Genomic DNA, 15,138 nt, shown 5'->3' with positions numbered 1-15,138 from the left:
CGGTCGGCCGCGGCGTGCGTTCAGCCCGCGCGGCGCTTCAGCTTGCGACGCTCCCGCTCGCTCAGACCGCCCCAGATGCCGAACCGCTCGTCGTTCTGCAGCGCGTACTCGAGACATTCCCCGCGGACGTCGCACGACGTGCAGATGCGCTTGGCATCTCTGGTGGAGCCGCCCTTCTCAGGGAAGAACGCCTCCGGATCGGTTTGCGCGCACAGCGCGTCGGTCTGCCACGCGAGCGGATTGTCTTCTTCCGCGTCGACGTTGCGGCGAACCCCCGGAACCCCCAGTTGAACCGGATCGACGAACCAGTCGTCGGGAACGCCGGAACGGAATTGCGAAACCGTCATGTCGTTCTCACCCCCCGAGATCCTGCTCCACGCTGGTGCGTGTACGGCTAATTACACCCGTGTAGTTCGGCGAGGTCAAGTCGCAGATAGTAAAGGCTCAACCGCCTCTTGAACCTTTACGACGCGCCGACGGCGTGTCGTCGCGTGTAACGGTCCGGTGAGAAAGCCCGGACCCCGTGCTCAGCGCCCCGGCTGCGCGAGGAACAGCCGCCCCTCGCCGGAGACGTGCACTCCCCCCTCGTCGGGGGTGATGAGCACGGCGCTTCCCGGCTTCAGCGTCGTGCGCGCCCCCGACGCGCGGCCGGACACGGTGAGAGCACCCGCAGTCGCGAGGGCGATCGACGTGCCCGCGAGCGGCACGTCCACGGTCGCGTCGCCCTGGGGCACGGCCACGAGCAGGGCGAAGTCATCGACGGGGACGTCGTAGCGGGCGATGCCGTCTCCGATCGGCCGCGGGCGGATCACCGGCGGCAGGCCCGGCACGGGATCCAGCACGCCCACCAGTTCGGCGGCATCCACGTGCTTGGGCGTGAGTCCGCCGCGCAGCACGTTGTCGCTCGCCGCCATGAGCTCGACGCCGAGCCCCTCGAGGTAGGCGTGCAGGACTCCCGCGGGGACGAACAGCCCTTCGCCACGACGCAGCGTCACGAGGTTCATCAGGAGCGCGACGACGATGCCGGGGTCGCCGGGGAACGCCTCGTCCAGTGCGCGCGCGAGCGCCAGCTCGTCGGCGAACTCGTCGGAGCGGGCGGCCGCCGCGGCGGCGATCACCTCGCGCGCCGCGCCGGCGCCGTCGGACAGCAGCCAGCCGATGACGCCCGAGAGCGAGGCATCCGCTCGCTCCAGACGCTCGGCGAGCGGCGCGGCACGCGGTCCGAGCGCCGCGATGAGGCGGCGGGTGTCGTCGAGGTCGCGCAGTCCCGCGAGCGCCCGGAAGCTCTCGCTGACGGCCACGATGAGCTCGGGTTTGTGGTTGCGGTCGCGGTAGGTGCGCTCGGCGGCATCGCGCGGGATCCCGGCCGCCTCCTCCCGGGCGAAGCCGGCGGACGCCTGCGCGAGGGACGGGTGGGCCTGGATCGAGAGGGCGGATGCCGCGGCCAGCAGCTTCAGCAGGTAGGGCAGCGGCTCCCCCACCCCGACGGCGGCCCCCTCTTCGGCGATCCACCGGTCGAGCGTGCGCCCGTCGGGGATCTCCGCCGGGTCGCCCGGGTGGTCGCCGAACCAGACCTCCGCCTCGGGACGGCCCGACGGCGTGCGGCCCTCGAGCTCTGCGAGCAGAGTGGGCGAGCCCCACGCGTAGTCGCGGGGGGCGTTCGCCAGGGGGATCAGCACGCGCTCCAGCCTAGCCAAGGGCCTCCGCACGCCCGGCGTCCCGCCCCCGCGCGCGGCGGGCACGCCCCGCCCCTCGGGCAACCCCGGGGATCAGCAGATCGGCGGGGTGGCGCGGCGTCGCGCGGGTACGCTGAGAGCGATGGCCGTCCATTCGAAGCATCCGGCGTCGGCGCCGCCGGGACCGCCGGTCCGTGAGAAGACCGGCCACCTCCTGCTGCGCGGTTGGTGCATCTTCGTCCTCTTCATGTCGCTGTCGGGGACCGCGTGGGTCAACGCCATCGGCGAGCTTCCCACCGCCGTCGTGACCATCGCGGGAGGCGTGCTGTCGGCGCTGCTGTGGGCGGTGGTGCGACCGCCGGTGCAGTGGCGGCGTCTGCCCTGGTTCGTCGTGTCGTACGTGCTGTGGGCGACCCTGTCGCTCACCTGGTCGGCGTGGCCGCAGACCACGGCGATCACCCTCCTGCTGCTGTACATCACCACCCTGCAGGCGCTGTTCATCGGCAGCGTGCTCACCTGGCGGGAACTCGTGCGCGCGATCGCGTCCGCACTGAAGTGGGTCGTCGCGCTGTCGATCCTGTTCGAGCTGTGGGTGTCGGTGGTCATCGGCAAGCCGATCCTTCCCGGCTGGGTGGTCGAGAAGGCCGACGATCCGATCGAGTACTGGTCGCGCGACAACCTCTTCGACTTCCCCGAGCGCCTCCAGGGCATCATGGGCAGCGCGAATCTGCTCGGCCCGGTGGCACTGCTCGCGATCGTCGTCTTCGCCATCCGCCTGGCCTCGGGAGCGCCGCGCCGCGTCGCCCTGTGGATCTGGATCGCGCTGGCCGCCTTCCTCTTCGTCCGGGCCTCCTCGGCGACGGCGTATCTGGCGGCTGCCGCCGTCGCGGTGGTGCTCGTCACGGTCCTGCTCATGCGCCGCGCGACCAGACCCGGCGAGCGGACGAAGTTCTACGTCGGCTACGTCGTGGTGGGGGCGGGCGGGCTGGTGACCCTCTGGCTGCTGCGGGACAGCCTGTTCACCGCGCTCGGGCGCAGCTCGGACCTCACCGGTCGTGAGCGCATCTGGGAGGCCGTCTTGGCTCGCGCCGCGGAGAGGCCGTGGGTCGGCTGGGGCTTCGCGACGCCGTGGATCCCGTCGGATCCCGCCTTCGACGGCTGGATCGTCGACCACGGCCAGACCGTGATGCAGGCGCACAGCATGTGGATCGACGTGTCGATGCAGCTGGGCATCGTCGGCGTGGTGCTGCTCGCGCTGCTGTTCTTCGCGTTCATCTGGCGCTCGTGGTTCTTCGCGGTCGACCGGCCGCGCTGGGATCTGCGCGCCGACCGGCCCTACTCGCCGCTGACGCTGCTGCCCACCCTGGTGGGCGCGATCCTGCTCGTGCAGGGACTGGCCGAGTCCAGTCCGCTGCTGCTGTGGGGGTGGCTCTTCCTGGTCATGCTCGGCGGCAAGATCAAGCAGTCTCCGCACGTGGGGGTGGGCCCGGCGGAGCAGTCCGCCGCGATCGAGCGCGGGGAGGCGGTGCCCGCCGAGGAGCCCGTCCGCCCTGGCGGGGCCGCAGGGCCGGACGCGTGAGCGAATCTCCCGCATCGACGGCGCCCGGGTGGCTGGGTGCCCTGCTGAACTCGGCGTCCTTCGCGCGCGCTTACACGCTCGTGGTCTTCGGCACCGTGTTCTCGGCCTTCGCGATCGAGCGCATCGCCGGGCACGTGACCTACGTCACCGCGGTGGTGGGGCTGTGCGTGCTGGGCGTCGCCATCATGGTGGTGCGCCGTCGCGAGGTCTCGCTGCTGCGCCTGGTGCCCACGAGCGTCGTCATGTTCGCCGGCTGGGCGCTGGTCAGCGTCTTCTGGAGCGGCGAACCCGGCGCCTCGTTCTGGAGCTGGGTGTCGATGGCTGCCACCGCCTTCCTCGCCGTCGTGATCGGGCACGTGCGCGACACCCTCCAGACGGTGCGGGCGCTGGGCGACGTCCTGCGGGCGCTCCTCGGCCTCTCGCTCGCCGTCGAGGTGCTCTCGGGGATCCTCCTCGACATGCCCTTCCGCTTCCTCGGCGTGCAGGGCAACCTCGCGCAGCTCGGCCCGATCCAGGGCATCTTCGGCACACGCAACCTCCTCGGCTTCGTCGCGCTGCTCGCCCTCATCACCTTCCTCATCGAGTACCGCACGCAGTCCGTCGGCCCCGGGGTCTCCGTCGCCTCCGTGGTGCTGGCCGGCGGCCTGGCCGCGCTCAGCGACTCGCCCACGGTCCTCGTCGTGGCCGTCGCGGTGGGTCTCGCCGTGGGCGCCCTCGCGCTGGTCCGCCATGCCCGCCCCGAACGTCGCGCGGGCCTGCAGCTCGCCCTCGGCGGGCTGGTCGTGGTCGGCGTGTTCGTGGGCTATGCGGCGCGGCATCCGATCATCGCCCTGCTCGGAGCGGGCACGGACTTCTCGATGCGGGTCGACCTGTGGAACTTCATGGTCGACCTCCTCCGGCAGCGTCCCGTTCAGGGCTTCGGCTGGTACGGGGTGTGGGACCCGCAGGAGTACCCCTTCAACGCCATCAACTTCTGGCTCGACGCCGACCACGCCACGGGTCTGAACGCCTACTTCGACGTCGCGCTGCAGCTCGGGTGGGTGGGGCTCGTGCTGTTCCTCGCGCTGGGGGCTCTGGCGCTCGCCCGATCGTGGCTCGTCGCCGGCGAGCGGCGCTCGGTGGTGTACGCCTGGACGCCGCTCATCCTGGTGGCGCTGCTCGTCGACTCGATGTTCGAGAGCTTCACCCTCACGGGCCTCGGCTGGCTCATGCTGGTGCTCTGCGCGGTGCGGGCAGGGCAGTCGCGGTCGTGGCGGGAGCGGCTGGACAGCGGAACGGATGCTGCGGGCCCCGTGAGGGCGGACGGCTCGGGTCTCCCCCACGCCCAGGGAGACCACGGGGCGGCGGGGTAGGCTTCTCTCCGGCCCGTCGCCTCGGCGCCCCGCACACTCGCCCCCGGAGATCAGCCCCGTGACCCACGTCCCGTCCGCCGCGACCTTCGACCCCGCGACCGCCACGATCGCGATCGTCACGTACAACCGGTCGGGGCTGCTCACGCGCCTCCTGACGAGCCTGACCGAGATGGACCCCAAGCCCGGGCACATCGTCGTCATCGACAACGCCTCGACCGACGACACCGCCGACGTCGTGGCGTCGTTCCGCGAGAGCCTCGCGCCCGCTGAGCTGGTGTACCGCCGGATGGAGACGAACACCGGTGGCTCGGGCGGATTCAGCGAGGGGATGCGCGTCGCGTACGAACTGGGCTCGGAGTGGATCTGGCTCATGGACGACGACGTCGAGGTGCTGCCGGACGGCCTGGCGAAGATGGGCAAGTGGACGCCGCGGTTCAAGAGCATCCAGGGTCGCCGCTACGACTATGACGGCAGCGCCTTCTACTGGCAGTACCGGATCGCCGAGCCGCTGGCGATCCCGATCCCGTTCGCCCCGGCGTCCTTCGACGAGTCCGGCTTCAAGCCGATGAACTCCGGATGCTTCGAGGGGATGTTCATCCACCGCGACATCGTGCGCCAGATCGGCCTGCCCGATCCCCGGTTCTTCATCTACTGGGACGACCAGATGTACGGCTGGCTGGCATCGCGCAAGACGCAGTCGGTCATCGTCGACGACTTCGTGCTGCGGCGCACGCGCGAGATCAGGCAGTGGGACATGGGCATCCGGCACATGAACGCGTCGAGCAACGCGTATCGGTACTACATCATGCGCAATCGCGCGTACATCAAGAAGTACTACCGGTCGCTCGGGGTCTACCGGCCGCTGCCGTTCGCGCTGGGGACGGCGCTGACGTTCGCCAAGGAGCTGATCAGGCTCTTCTTCGTCGAGCGCACGGTGCGCGGCACGTCGAATCTCTTCCGCGGGCTGCGCGACGGCCGGGCCATCTCGCGGGATGCCTCGTGGCAGCCCATGCCGCCCCTCGAGGCCGCCGCACAGCCGGGCCGCTGAGCCGGCCGAACAGTCAGGCGCCCGTCGGGTAGTCGGCGTTGTAGCGGTCGAGGACATCCCGGATCGGGGCGTCCATAGCGAGGCGGTGCTTGTCCAGGTAGAGCCCGCGGGTGCAGAAGCGCCGCAGGTCCCGCTCGCTGTGCGACACGAAGAACAGCGTCCGGCCGTCGGCCAGGAGCTCGTCGATGCGGGCGTAGCACTTCTCGCGGAACGCCTTGTCGCCGACGGCCAGGACCTCGTCGACCAGCAGGATCGGCTCCTCGAGCTGCGACACGACGGAGAACGCCAGCCGCACCTTCATCCCGTTGCTGAGGTGCTTGTAGGGGGTGTCGACGAAGTCGTCGAGCTCGGCGAAGTCGATGATGCCGTCGAATCGCCGGCTGACCTCCGCCTTGGACATGCCGTGCAGTCCCGAGGTGAGGCGCACGTTCTCGCGGACGGTCAGATCGCCGACGAAGCCGCCGGTGATCTCGATGAGCGGCGCGACGCCGCCGTTGACCGACACGGTCCCCTCGTCGGGGAGCAGCACGCCGGCGACGAGCTTCAGCAGCGTCGACTTGCCCTGCCCGTTGCGACCGACGACGCCGATCGACTCGCCGGGCCGGACGTCGAAGCCCACGTCGCGCAGCGCCCAGAACTCCCCCGGCTTCGAGCGGCGCGTCGAGTCGGAGAAGAGGTCCTTGATGCTGCGCCGGCCGCGACGGTTGCGGCGGAATCGCACGCCGAGGCCCTCCACCTCGATCGCCAGGCCTGTCGACGTCATCACAGCTCCTTCAGCACCGGGCGCTCGAGGCGACGGAAGACGAAGACGCCGAGGGCGAAGACGGAAAGCGACAGCGCGGCGCCGATCGCGACGACCCAGGCGTCCCATTCCTCGGGGAAGAATCCGACGCGGTAGAGGGCGAAGATGCCGGCGAGCGGGTTGAAGGCCGCGAGCGTCTCGAAGACGCCCGGCAGGTCCGAGACGCCGTAGATGACGGGTGACGCATAGAACAGGGCGCGGAGGATGAGCTTCGTCGTGCGCTCGAGGTCGCTCCACAGCACGCACAGCGGTGCCACCAGCAGCCCGAGCCCGATCAGCAGCACCGTCTGCAGCAGGACGGCGACGGGGAACAGCAGCAGACCCCAGTTGAACTGGATGCCGGGGCCGGCGAAGACGATGAACAGCACGAGGACGGGCAGCGAGCACAAGAACTCGATCCCCTTGGACAGCACGATCCGGTTCACCCAGATCGTGCGGGGGATCGCGGTCGAGCGCACGAGCCGCGCGTCCTTGCTGAACGCCCTCGTGAAGTCCGACACGGCCGAGTTGAACCACACCCACGGCAGCAGCGCGGTGATGAGGAACACGATGTACGGCTCGTGCCCGACGGTGCGGTCGAAGATCTGGGTGAAGACGAACCAGTAGATGGCGCTCATCACGAGCGGATCGAGCACCGACCACAGATAGCCCAGCGCGCTCGTGGCGTATCGCACCTTGAGGTCCCGGGCCGACAGCAGCCACAGCGAGTGGAGGTAGCGCCGGGGCGATCCGGGGGCGCCGACGGCGGCTGTGGTCACGGTGTCGAGTCTACGGGGCGGTGCACCGCGCACATCCGAGCCGCGGACCACGCGTCACTCCCGGTGCAGCACGTGCGCGCCGGAGCCGCCCACCGGCGCGAGCACCTCGGCCCATCCGAGCCGCTTCAGCCCCGCGATCTGGGCATCCTGCCCGCGGTTGACCACGATGAACTCCGAGCCGTACTCGTCGGCGACGTCGGCGAGCGCATCGGCGGGCAGCGCGTCGTAGAGGAGCGGGCCCGGTGCCACGCACTGCTCCCATCCCGCGAGGGCGTCCAGCCGGCGCTGCCATTCGTCCCACGCCGGTCCGCCGTACGGGACGTTCTTGCAGTCCGCGATGACGGCGCGCTGCGTGACGAGCTTCACCCACTCCGATCGCGGCGATGCGACCAGGACCTCGCCGGCCGGCACGATCTCGCGCACGTGGGAGCCCCATTCGCGCAGGCCGGCATCCCTCACGAAGGTGAAGTCGACACCGCGGACCGAAAGACCGCCGTAGGAGGCGACCGAGGCGACCACCAGCACCCCGGCGAGCAGCGCGGGGCCGCCCGGGCTGCCGGCGCCCCGTGCGCGGCCCCGTCGCCACGTGCGCCAGAGATGCCAGATGAGCGGCAGCAGGAGCGAGGTGGTCAGCAGGACTTCCCGGCGGAGGAGGGTGCCGGCCCACGACGGCGTGGCGAGCAGGAGCACCCAGGCGGCACCCCAGATCGCGATGAGGACGATCATCCGGCGTGCGGGCAGCCTGACCAGCAGCGGTACGAATGCGCCCCAGACCGCGAACGGGAGGAGGACGGCTGCCAGTCGGTACACGTTGACGCCCTGGGCGATCTCTCCGAGCACGGGGATGCGCAGGGCGTCCGAGAGGAAGCCTCCGGTGTACCCCAGAGCCGCGAGGCCCGCCGTTGCGAACCACCTCCAGCGCTCCGGGCGGCGCATCAGGAGCGCGCTGAGCGCGCACAGGACGACCAGTCCCACCGTCGCCATGACGTCCCAGATGGGCCACAGATGAGCCGCACAGTGGTACGGGATGATCCGGTCGCAGATCTCGACGAAGTCGCCGAGATTGGCCGCGACCGGCCGAAGTGAGAGGCCGAGCACGACGAAGCCGATCGTGAGCCCGAGCGCTGCTGCCAGCCGGACGTCGATCCGGCGACGGCGCACTGCGTCGACGGTGAGCATCGAGGCGACGAGCACGATCGCGATCGACCCTTGCTGAACGTGGACGATCGCGATGAGCGGGGCGAGGACCGCGACGACGACGAGCCGCTGCGTGAGGAAGGCGGCGATGAGCAGGTAGATGAGGTTGGCTGAGAGCACGGCCGGGATCGCCACGGCGATGACCGGCGAACCGGTGCCGCCGATCATCCACGGAGTGACCGCCGCAACGAGCGTCACGCCCACGGCGACCTGCCAGCGTGCACCGGGCGCGAATCGGCCGGCGAGCAGAACCGTCGCGGCGGCGAAGGCGACGAGCCCCGCCATCCAGAAGAGGGCGTAGGCCGCCGAGAGCAGGCCGGAGCGCTCGCTCAAGGCGGTCAGGGCGTCGAAGAACCAGTGCGGCTGGGGCGCGGCCGCCAGAAACCAGTCGTTCTCGAACGCTTCCGGGTGCACCCATCGGAGCCCTTGCGGCGACAGCACGAAGTGGTCGCCCCACCCGGCGGTATAGCCGTAGCCGATGTTGCCCCACACCTCGAGCACGCCGAGGAGTCCTGCCACCAGGATCACCAGACCCGTGGTCCGCAGCCCGCGCCGGCTTCGCGGCGGCTGCCCACTCGCGGCGCCGACAGGTGCGGCGCCCTCCTCGGCCGCGACGACCCGGTCTGCCATTGCCCGCTCTCCTGCTTCACGAACCCATCGGTCCGGATGCCGGACCTGAGCATCCTAGTCGGGCGGCGGTGATCTGCAAGGATCCGACCCCGGCATTACGATTCATACTGGTCCCGGTCGCCTCGGCCACCAGGGCCGCTGCGGCGGATCCGGCACCGCCCCGGCCCGGCTCCGGCCGCGTCGTGCGTCTGCGGACGCCCCTCCAGGCACTCAGATGGGACTCCCGCCGCTCATGGCCACATCCTCCGGTGATATCGATCTCTCGATCGTCATCCCTTCCTACAACTCCGCGCCCTGGCTCGATTCGACGCTGGATGCCGTCGATGCAGCGCTGTCGCGCACGCCCTGGCGCGCCGAGATCGTCGTCGTGGACGACGGATCGACGGATGCCACAGCCGATCTCCTCGCCCGACGCGCGGCAGCGAGCCGATACGAGGTCCGGGTGATCGACCAGACGAATCAGGGCGTGTTCCTGGCCGTGTGGAACGGGCTGCGGGCGGCGCAGTCCGACTGGACCCTGATCCTCAACTCCCGTCTTCTGCTGCACCCGGACGCGCTGGCGCACCTGAACGCGGTGGACGCCCTCTCCTCGGCGAGCGCCTGGAACGGGCACGTGATCACCGACCCGGCGACCCCGCTCGTCGGCCGCTTCTGGGAGGTGCCCACGCATGTGTTCTGGGGCGAGTACCTCGCCGACCCGCGCCCGATGGACATCACGCCGGCGAACTTCGATCGGGTGCCCAAGGGGACCGGGTGCTTCCTCGTGCAGCGGACTGTGATGCTCGACGCGTACGACGCCTGCTGGCCTGACAAGAACGCGCGGTTCACGTCGGACGACACCAAGCTGCTGCGTCACATCGCTGCCATACAGCCCATCCGGCTGGATCCCGGCTTCTCCGCGACCTACCGTCCCCGAACCACGCTGCGGAAGTTCCTGGCCCATGCCGGCGGCCGCGGCACCATGTTCGTCGACAGCTATGCGGGAACCTCGCGGCTGCGGAACGTCGTGCTCATCGGCCTCGCACTCGCACCCCCCCTCGTCCTGGGGGCCGGCCTCGCGGCCGTCGTCACGGGGCGACCCCGTGCGCTGGGGTGGCTGAGTTCGCTCACCGCGCTGGCGATCTCGGCGCCAGCCGTCATCGCGGGGATCCGTCGTGCCCCGATCCGGGCGATCCAGTCCTACCTCGTCTATGTCCTGCCGTTCGGCCTGGTGTTCTGGCGGGGTCTGGTCCGCGGAGTCGTGCTGCACCGTCGGTCGTTCCGGGGCGGGCGGTCCGCGGCATCCGTTCCCGCGTCCAGAGGCGCTGTCGTCGAGTCTGCGCCGGACCTGTGAGCAGCGCCGATCTTCCGCCCGAGGGTCCGGCGAGAGGGTGGGGGGGCCACGTGCGGGCGCACGCGCGTGGGCTGTCGATGATCGCGCTGGCCACCATCGTCGGCGTCGTCGCGACGTTCCTCGCGCAGATCCTGAGCGCGCGATACCTCGCACCGGCGGAGTTCGGCCTGTTCGCCGCGTTCCTCGTGATCGTCAACGTCGCCGCGGTCGGAAGCTCGTCGTTGCAGAACCTCGTCACGGTGCAGACGGCAGCCGCGCTCGCGCGCAACGACACGCACGCGCGCACCAGGACCCGCTGGCCGCGCGACGCCATCGCCATCGGCCTCGGCGGCGGAGCGGTCGTCGCCGCCCTGTCCCCGCTGATCGCCGGCGCGCTGGACACGACGGTGGCCGTGGTGATCGCTGCGGGCCTCTCGATCCCGCTCACGTTCGTCTTCGCGGACGCGCTGGGATTGCTGCAGGGCGCGGGGAATGTCGCCCGCGCGGTGTGGTGGACGACCGCGTCGCAGGTCGCCCGGGTCGCGCTGATCCTGGTCGCGATGATCCTGGCTCTCGGCGTCGGCGGCATCATCGCCGCCACCCTCGTCGCCATCGCCGCGTGCCTGGTGGGCGCGGCGTGGGCGGCGCGACGCATCCCGCGACCCGCCACCGGCGTCTTCAGCGCCGACGGCCTGACCATCGTCGTGCTCACGGTGAGCTTCGCGTGGCTGACGACCTCGGACGTGTTCTACCTGCGCGCCGGGGCCGAGGCGTCGGTCGCCGGAACCTACGCCGCGGTGACGGTGCTCGTCCGTGCCGGATTCATCATCCCCGCCACACTGTCGCTCTACCTGCTTCCGCGGTTCGTGCGCAACCGCGACAACGCGGCGCTCAGCAGGCTCGGCGTGCTGCTGACCTTGGGGCTCTCACTGGCCACGGGACTGGCGCTGACGGCGGTGCTGGCCCTGTGGGGGCCGCTGATCATCTCGCTCCTCTACGGCAACGCGTACTCCGGCGCGGTCGAGATGCTCGTTCCGGTGTCGCTGGCGTACCTGCCCTGGATCGCCGCGCAGGGAATGCTCATCAAGATGACATCCTCCGCGTCCCGGGCGGGCGCGATCGCGCTGGTCATCGCCGTGGTCGCACAGTTCGCCCTGTTCACGTGGGCCATCCCCGACGTGCCGGCGATGCTCGTCGCGCTCGGCGCCATCGGCGCGGCGGTGCTCGCCGTGTTCCTCCTCGTCGATCGGCGGGCCTCGCGCAGGGCCGGGGATGCGACACGGCCGGTCGGTTAGGCTGATCGGCGATTCGAATCGAATGGACCAATGACGCTCATCCCCTCGCCAGTGGAGACCGCGCCCTCGACGAACCGGATCTGGCCTCGCTCGACGAGCCTCTTCCTCGTCCTCGTCGGCCTCGCCCTCGCCGTGACTTCGTTCATCGCGGTCATGTCCATGCCCGAACTGCCGTGGCACTCCACGCGTGACGCCGAGCTGCGTTCCACATACGACGCGTTTCGCGACACCGGCATCCTCCTCGCCACGGAGGCGGCAGCTGTGCCCGGCGGGACCGGCGCGCCATCGGACAGCCCCGTCAGCTCGACCGCCTGGGATGTCGGCCCCGGCTCGTACATCGTCGCGAGTCTCATGGCCCACGTCACGGGTTCGGACTCGCCGTATCCGGGCCTCTCGATCGTGCAGGCTCTCCTCATCTCCGCACCGCTCATCTGGCTGCCCACCGCCGTGGCGCGCATCTTCCGACGCGCGCGCGCGGGCTACGCACTCGCGCTCCTCCCCGCCCTGATGTGGCTGGTCAACAACGGCACGGTGCTCACCGGCACCGCCTACGGACTGTCGGACGAGATCTCCCCGGTCCGCGTCTACGCGCTCTACGGCATCGCTGCGGCGGTCGTCTTCCTCTCGCTCGCCCTCTGTCTGCTGTTCAGCACCTACCGGCTGTCTCCGGGAGCACTGATCGCGGCGAGCCTGGCGATCGTCGTCCTGGCGGGGTTCGGCAACCTGTTCCGGCCGTCGTCGGGCGTCGGCGTGGCCGCGGCTGTCGGTGTGCTGTGGTGGCTGAACGGAACGCGGCGGTGGCGGTGGCTGCGGGCGATCACGGCAGCCGGGATGGCGATCGCACTGGCGTTCGGGATCCAGACCACGGTGATGGGCGCGGTCGACGCCGGCAGGTCCGCGGCGACGGGGCTGGCGCTCGAGGCTGTCCCCAGCGGCCACGGCGTGTGGCATTCGCTCTATCTCGGTCTCTCCTACCCGGAGCCGGTCACCGGTCAGCCTTCGACTTTCGGCATCCCCTGGTCGGACGAGTACGCGTGGCAGACCGCCGGCGAGGGGGATCCCGACGGCATCGACGCCGGTGCACGGGACGACCTCGTCCTCCAGGATCGGTACCTCCAGGCCGTGGCATCCGACCCGTCCGGCGCGCTGGGCACCTACGTCCAGAAGCTGCTGTTCGTCGTCAAGCACTTCGGCGCGATGATCATCTTCGTCATCGTCGGCTTTGTGCTGGCGCTGACGCGTCGCGTCCCCCAACGGCGATCGCTCAAGGCTGCGCTCGCCATCGCGCTGCCCACGTTGCTGCTGGGTCTCGCGGCCCCGGTGCTGGTCATGCCCCTCCTGTACTACTACTCGGAGCTGATGCCCGCCCTCGGTCTGCTGTCGGCGGTCGCCCTCGGCGCGGTCGTCTGGTCGCTCACCTCGATGCCTTCGCATGTGCGCGCGGTGGAGCGCACGCGCCTCAGCGCCCGTGCGCGGCTGCTACCGGCGACCGGTCCCATATCCCCCGGGCGAGGGGTGTCGGCGATCGTCCCGACGCGCAACGGCGAGGATGTCATCGTGCAGACGGCGACGGCTCTGGCTGGAGTCCTGTCCGCCGACGATGAGGTCATCGTCGTGGAGAACGGCTCGTCCGACTCCACGCAGGAGGTGCTGGAACAGCTGGCCATGACGTGGGACTCTCCGAGCCGCCTTGTCGTCGTGCATTCCGCCCCGGGCCTGGGCGAGGCGCTCCGGGCGGGCGTGCTGGCCAGCACCGGCCGGAGGCTGCTCCTCACCGCCGACGACCTCCCGTTCGGCTTCACCGATCTGGAGGGCTTTCGCCTTCTCCCCGACGATGTCGTGGTCGCGATCGGATCCAAGGCGCACCCCGCCTCGGACGTCACGCGAAGCTGGCGACGCACGGTGCAGTCGAGGATCTTCCGCTTCCTGCGCGAAGCGCTGCTGCAGTCGCGCGTGGGCGACAGCCAGGGCACGATCTGGGTCGACGGCGTGTGGGCGCGGGCGTTCGCCCACCTCTCCCGGGAGACGGGTCTCATGTGGACCACCGAACTCGTCCTCGCCGCGGAACAGCAGCACCTGATCGTCCGTGAGGTGCCCGTCACACTGAGCGAGGCCCACGAGACCGGGACGAGCCGATTCCGCTTCGCCGACGCCTGGCAGTCCGTGGTGGGCTTCACGCGCCTGGCCGTCTACAAGGACGACTACTGCAACGAGGATTGGATCCGCTCGACGCATCGCAACGAGGAGCCTGCGATCGTCGGCTCGTGACCGGGGCGGAGGTCAGGACGGAACCGCGAGGCCCCGCGCCACCAGGTCGTCCACGATGATCTCGGACGGCGAGGCATCCGCTCCGGCATCCCCCGTGCGCAGCCGCTCGTACGAGGCGAGGAACTCGCGAAGCACGCTCAGATCCCAGCCCGAGAGGACCGCGCTCGACCCGAATCCTTCGCGCCCTTCGGTGACCTTGCGATGGATGAGGGTGGGCACGCCGAGCGCGGCGGCTTCCTGTTGGATGCCGCCCGAGTCGGTGACGATGAACTCGGCGCCCTTCATCGCGGCGACGAACCGGCCGTGCTCGAGCTTGGTGATCAGCGTGAAGCCGGCGAGCCCCTCGTCCTCGATCGTCTGCTCGATCGCACCGCGCGAATACGAGTCGACGATGAGGCGCAGCGGGACCTCGCTGTGCGCGGAGAGTGTGCGCAGGGTGTCGCGCACGAGCGCCTGGTTCGAGATGAACTCGTAGCGGTGCAGGAGCACCAGCGCGTACGCGCCCTCGGCGCCGGCCTCGGGGCCAGCCGCCGCTGCCGCGTCGCGCACGGCATCCTTGGCGGTGTTGCCGTGCGTCAGCACCACGTTCTCGCGCCCGCGCAGGTTGTCTGCCGCCTCTTGCGACGGAACGTAGTGGATCTGGGCGAACACGCCCACGATGCGCCGATCGAGCTCTTCGGGGAACGGATGCCGCCAATCGCCGGACCGCAGTCCTGCTTCGATGTGCGCGACCGGCGTTCGCAGGAGTCGCCCGATGAACGTGCCGAGGACCGTCGTCATCGTGTCGCCGTGCACCACGATGACCGAGCCCGCCGGCAGGGTCCGTCGGACCCGCCGCAGATTCCGGATCGTCCACCCCACGACCGAGAAGGCCCACCCCACCATCTGCAGCGGTGTCTTCAGCGGCTTGCCCCGCCAGCCGTCGGCGATGACCTCGCTCGGCGCGTCCAGCCCGAGCTCGGGGATCGCACGACGCAGCGCCTCGGTGTGCTGTTGAGTGATCCACTGCGTGTACGGGATGCCCCGGGCCCTCAGTCGTCGCGCCACGGGGGCGATCTTGATCGCCTCCGCCGTCGTGCCGTAGATGAAGACGATCACGCGCGCCCCGCGCCCGACACGCGACGAATCGAATATGCGCCGAGGGCTCGATACGATGGGAACCGGTAGGCGATCATCCGACCAGCTTAACCGTGCCGGTTCACCTCGTCCCACCTCTGCGCG

The 15,138-nt window shown here is 70.4% G+C and carries 12 protein-coding genes; 6 read left to right on the top strand and 6 right to left on the bottom strand.

Features of this window, described 5'->3' with window-relative positions; all coding sequences use genetic code 11:
- Window positions 1-20: 20 nt before the first annotated feature.
- The gene (locus tag IR212_RS04610) at window positions 21-347 is read right to left on the bottom strand and encodes a WhiB family transcriptional regulator (RefSeq protein ID WP_194397809.1); all 327 of its coding nucleotides are present in this window, start codon (window positions 345-347) and stop codon (window positions 21-23) included.
- Window positions 348-527: 180 nt separating this feature from the next.
- Entirely contained in the window at window positions 528-1,679 is a 1,152-nt protein-coding gene (gene manA, locus IR212_RS04605) for a mannose-6-phosphate isomerase, class I (protein ID WP_194397808.1), read from the bottom strand.
- Window positions 1,680-1,818: 139 nt separating this feature from the next.
- Here manA and IR212_RS04600 point away from each other — a divergent pair, with 139 nt between their 5' ends.
- The 3 genes from IR212_RS04600 to IR212_RS04590 are packed head-to-tail and all read left to right on the top strand — an operon-like array spanning window position 1,819 to window position 5,655.
- Window positions 1,819-3,255 carry an O-antigen ligase family protein gene (locus tag IR212_RS04600; RefSeq protein ID WP_194397807.1) on the top strand — a complete coding sequence of 479 codons (1,437 nt, stop codon included), beginning with the start codon at window positions 1,819-1,821 and terminating at the stop codon, window positions 3,253-3,255.
- Window positions 3,252-4,607: an O-antigen ligase family protein gene (locus IR212_RS04595; protein ID WP_194397806.1), complete on the top strand. Its 1,356-nt coding sequence runs from the start codon at window positions 3,252-3,254 to the stop codon at window positions 4,605-4,607. Before IR212_RS04600 ends, IR212_RS04595 begins: the two co-directional genes overlap by 4 nt.
- Before the next feature lie 58 nt (window positions 4,608-4,665).
- A complete protein-coding gene (locus IR212_RS04590) occupies window positions 4,666-5,655 on the top strand; it encodes a glycosyltransferase (protein WP_194397805.1) in 990 nt (329 codons plus the stop codon).
- Window positions 5,656-5,668: 13 nt separating this feature from the next.
- Here IR212_RS04590 and IR212_RS04585 read toward each other — a convergent pair whose 3' ends face one another.
- Genes IR212_RS04585 through IR212_RS04575 form a run of 3 tightly spaced genes read right to left on the bottom strand, consistent with a single transcriptional unit; the run spans window position 5,669 to window position 9,042 of the window.
- Window positions 5,669-6,418, bottom strand: coding sequence for an ABC transporter ATP-binding protein (locus tag IR212_RS04585; protein ID WP_194397804.1), 750 nt, complete (start codon window positions 6,416-6,418; stop codon window positions 5,669-5,671).
- Window positions 6,418-7,215: an ABC transporter permease gene (locus IR212_RS04580; protein WP_194397803.1), complete on the bottom strand. Its 798-nt coding sequence runs from the start codon at window positions 7,213-7,215 to the stop codon at window positions 6,418-6,420. The genes IR212_RS04585 and IR212_RS04580 overlap by 1 nt, the downstream gene beginning before the upstream one ends.
- A 54-nt stretch (window positions 7,216-7,269) precedes the next feature.
- Window positions 7,270-9,042 carry a DUF6798 domain-containing protein gene (locus tag IR212_RS04575; protein ID WP_194397802.1) on the bottom strand — a complete coding sequence of 591 codons (1,773 nt, stop codon included), beginning with the start codon at window positions 9,040-9,042 and terminating at the stop codon, window positions 7,270-7,272.
- A 232-nt stretch (window positions 9,043-9,274) separates the two neighbouring features.
- On the opposite strand from IR212_RS04575, the gene IR212_RS04570 reads away from it, so the two are divergent.
- Genes IR212_RS04570 through IR212_RS04560 form a run of 3 tightly spaced genes read left to right on the top strand, consistent with a single transcriptional unit; the run spans window position 9,275 to window position 13,917 of the window.
- Window positions 9,275-10,375, top strand: a complete 1,101-nt coding sequence (locus tag IR212_RS04570) for a glycosyltransferase family 2 protein (protein WP_194397801.1) — start codon at window positions 9,275-9,277, stop codon at window positions 10,373-10,375.
- Between the two features lie 50 nt (window positions 10,376-10,425).
- Window positions 10,426-11,649, top strand: coding sequence for an oligosaccharide flippase family protein (locus tag IR212_RS04565; RefSeq protein ID WP_194397800.1), 1,224 nt, complete (start codon window positions 10,426-10,428; stop codon window positions 11,647-11,649).
- A 30-nt stretch (window positions 11,650-11,679) separates the two neighbouring features.
- Window positions 11,680-13,917, top strand: a complete 2,238-nt coding sequence (locus IR212_RS04560; RefSeq protein WP_194397799.1) for a glycosyltransferase — start codon at window positions 11,680-11,682, stop codon at window positions 13,915-13,917.
- A 12-nt stretch (window positions 13,918-13,929) separates the two neighbouring features.
- Here IR212_RS04560 and IR212_RS04555 read toward each other — a convergent pair whose 3' ends face one another.
- Window positions 13,930-15,015, bottom strand: a complete 1,086-nt coding sequence (locus tag IR212_RS04555) for a UDP-N-acetylglucosamine 2-epimerase (RefSeq protein ID WP_194397798.1) — start codon at window positions 15,013-15,015, stop codon at window positions 13,930-13,932.
- Between the last annotated feature and the right edge of the window lie 123 nt (window positions 15,016-15,138).

The sequence above is a fragment of the Microbacterium atlanticum genome (assembly GCF_015277815.1).
In the GTDB taxonomy this organism is placed as follows: domain Bacteria; phylum Actinomycetota; class Actinomycetes; order Actinomycetales; family Microbacteriaceae; genus Microbacterium; species Microbacterium atlanticum.
This window is presented reverse-complemented; position numbering and strand designations above follow the sequence as displayed.

Coding starts and splice junctions, on each gene's coding strand:
- IR212_RS04610 (WP_194397809.1), bottom strand. CDS start 347: ATGACGGTTTCGCAATTCCGTTCCGGCGTTCCCGACGACTGGTTCGTC.
- IR212_RS04600 (WP_194397807.1), top strand. CDS start 1,819: ATGGCCGTCCATTCGAAGCATCCGGCGTCGGCGCCGCCGGGACCGCCG.
- IR212_RS04585 (WP_194397804.1), bottom strand. CDS start 6,418: ATGACGTCGACAGGCCTGGCGATCGAGGTGGAGGGCCTCGGCGTGCGA.
- IR212_RS04575 (WP_194397802.1), bottom strand. CDS start 9,042: ATGGCAGACCGGGTCGTCGCGGCCGAGGAGGGCGCCGCACCTGTCGGC.
- IR212_RS04570 (WP_194397801.1), top strand. CDS start 9,275: ATGGCCACATCCTCCGGTGATATCGATCTCTCGATCGTCATCCCTTCC.
- IR212_RS04560 (WP_194397799.1), top strand. CDS start 11,680: ATGACGCTCATCCCCTCGCCAGTGGAGACCGCGCCCTCGACGAACCGG.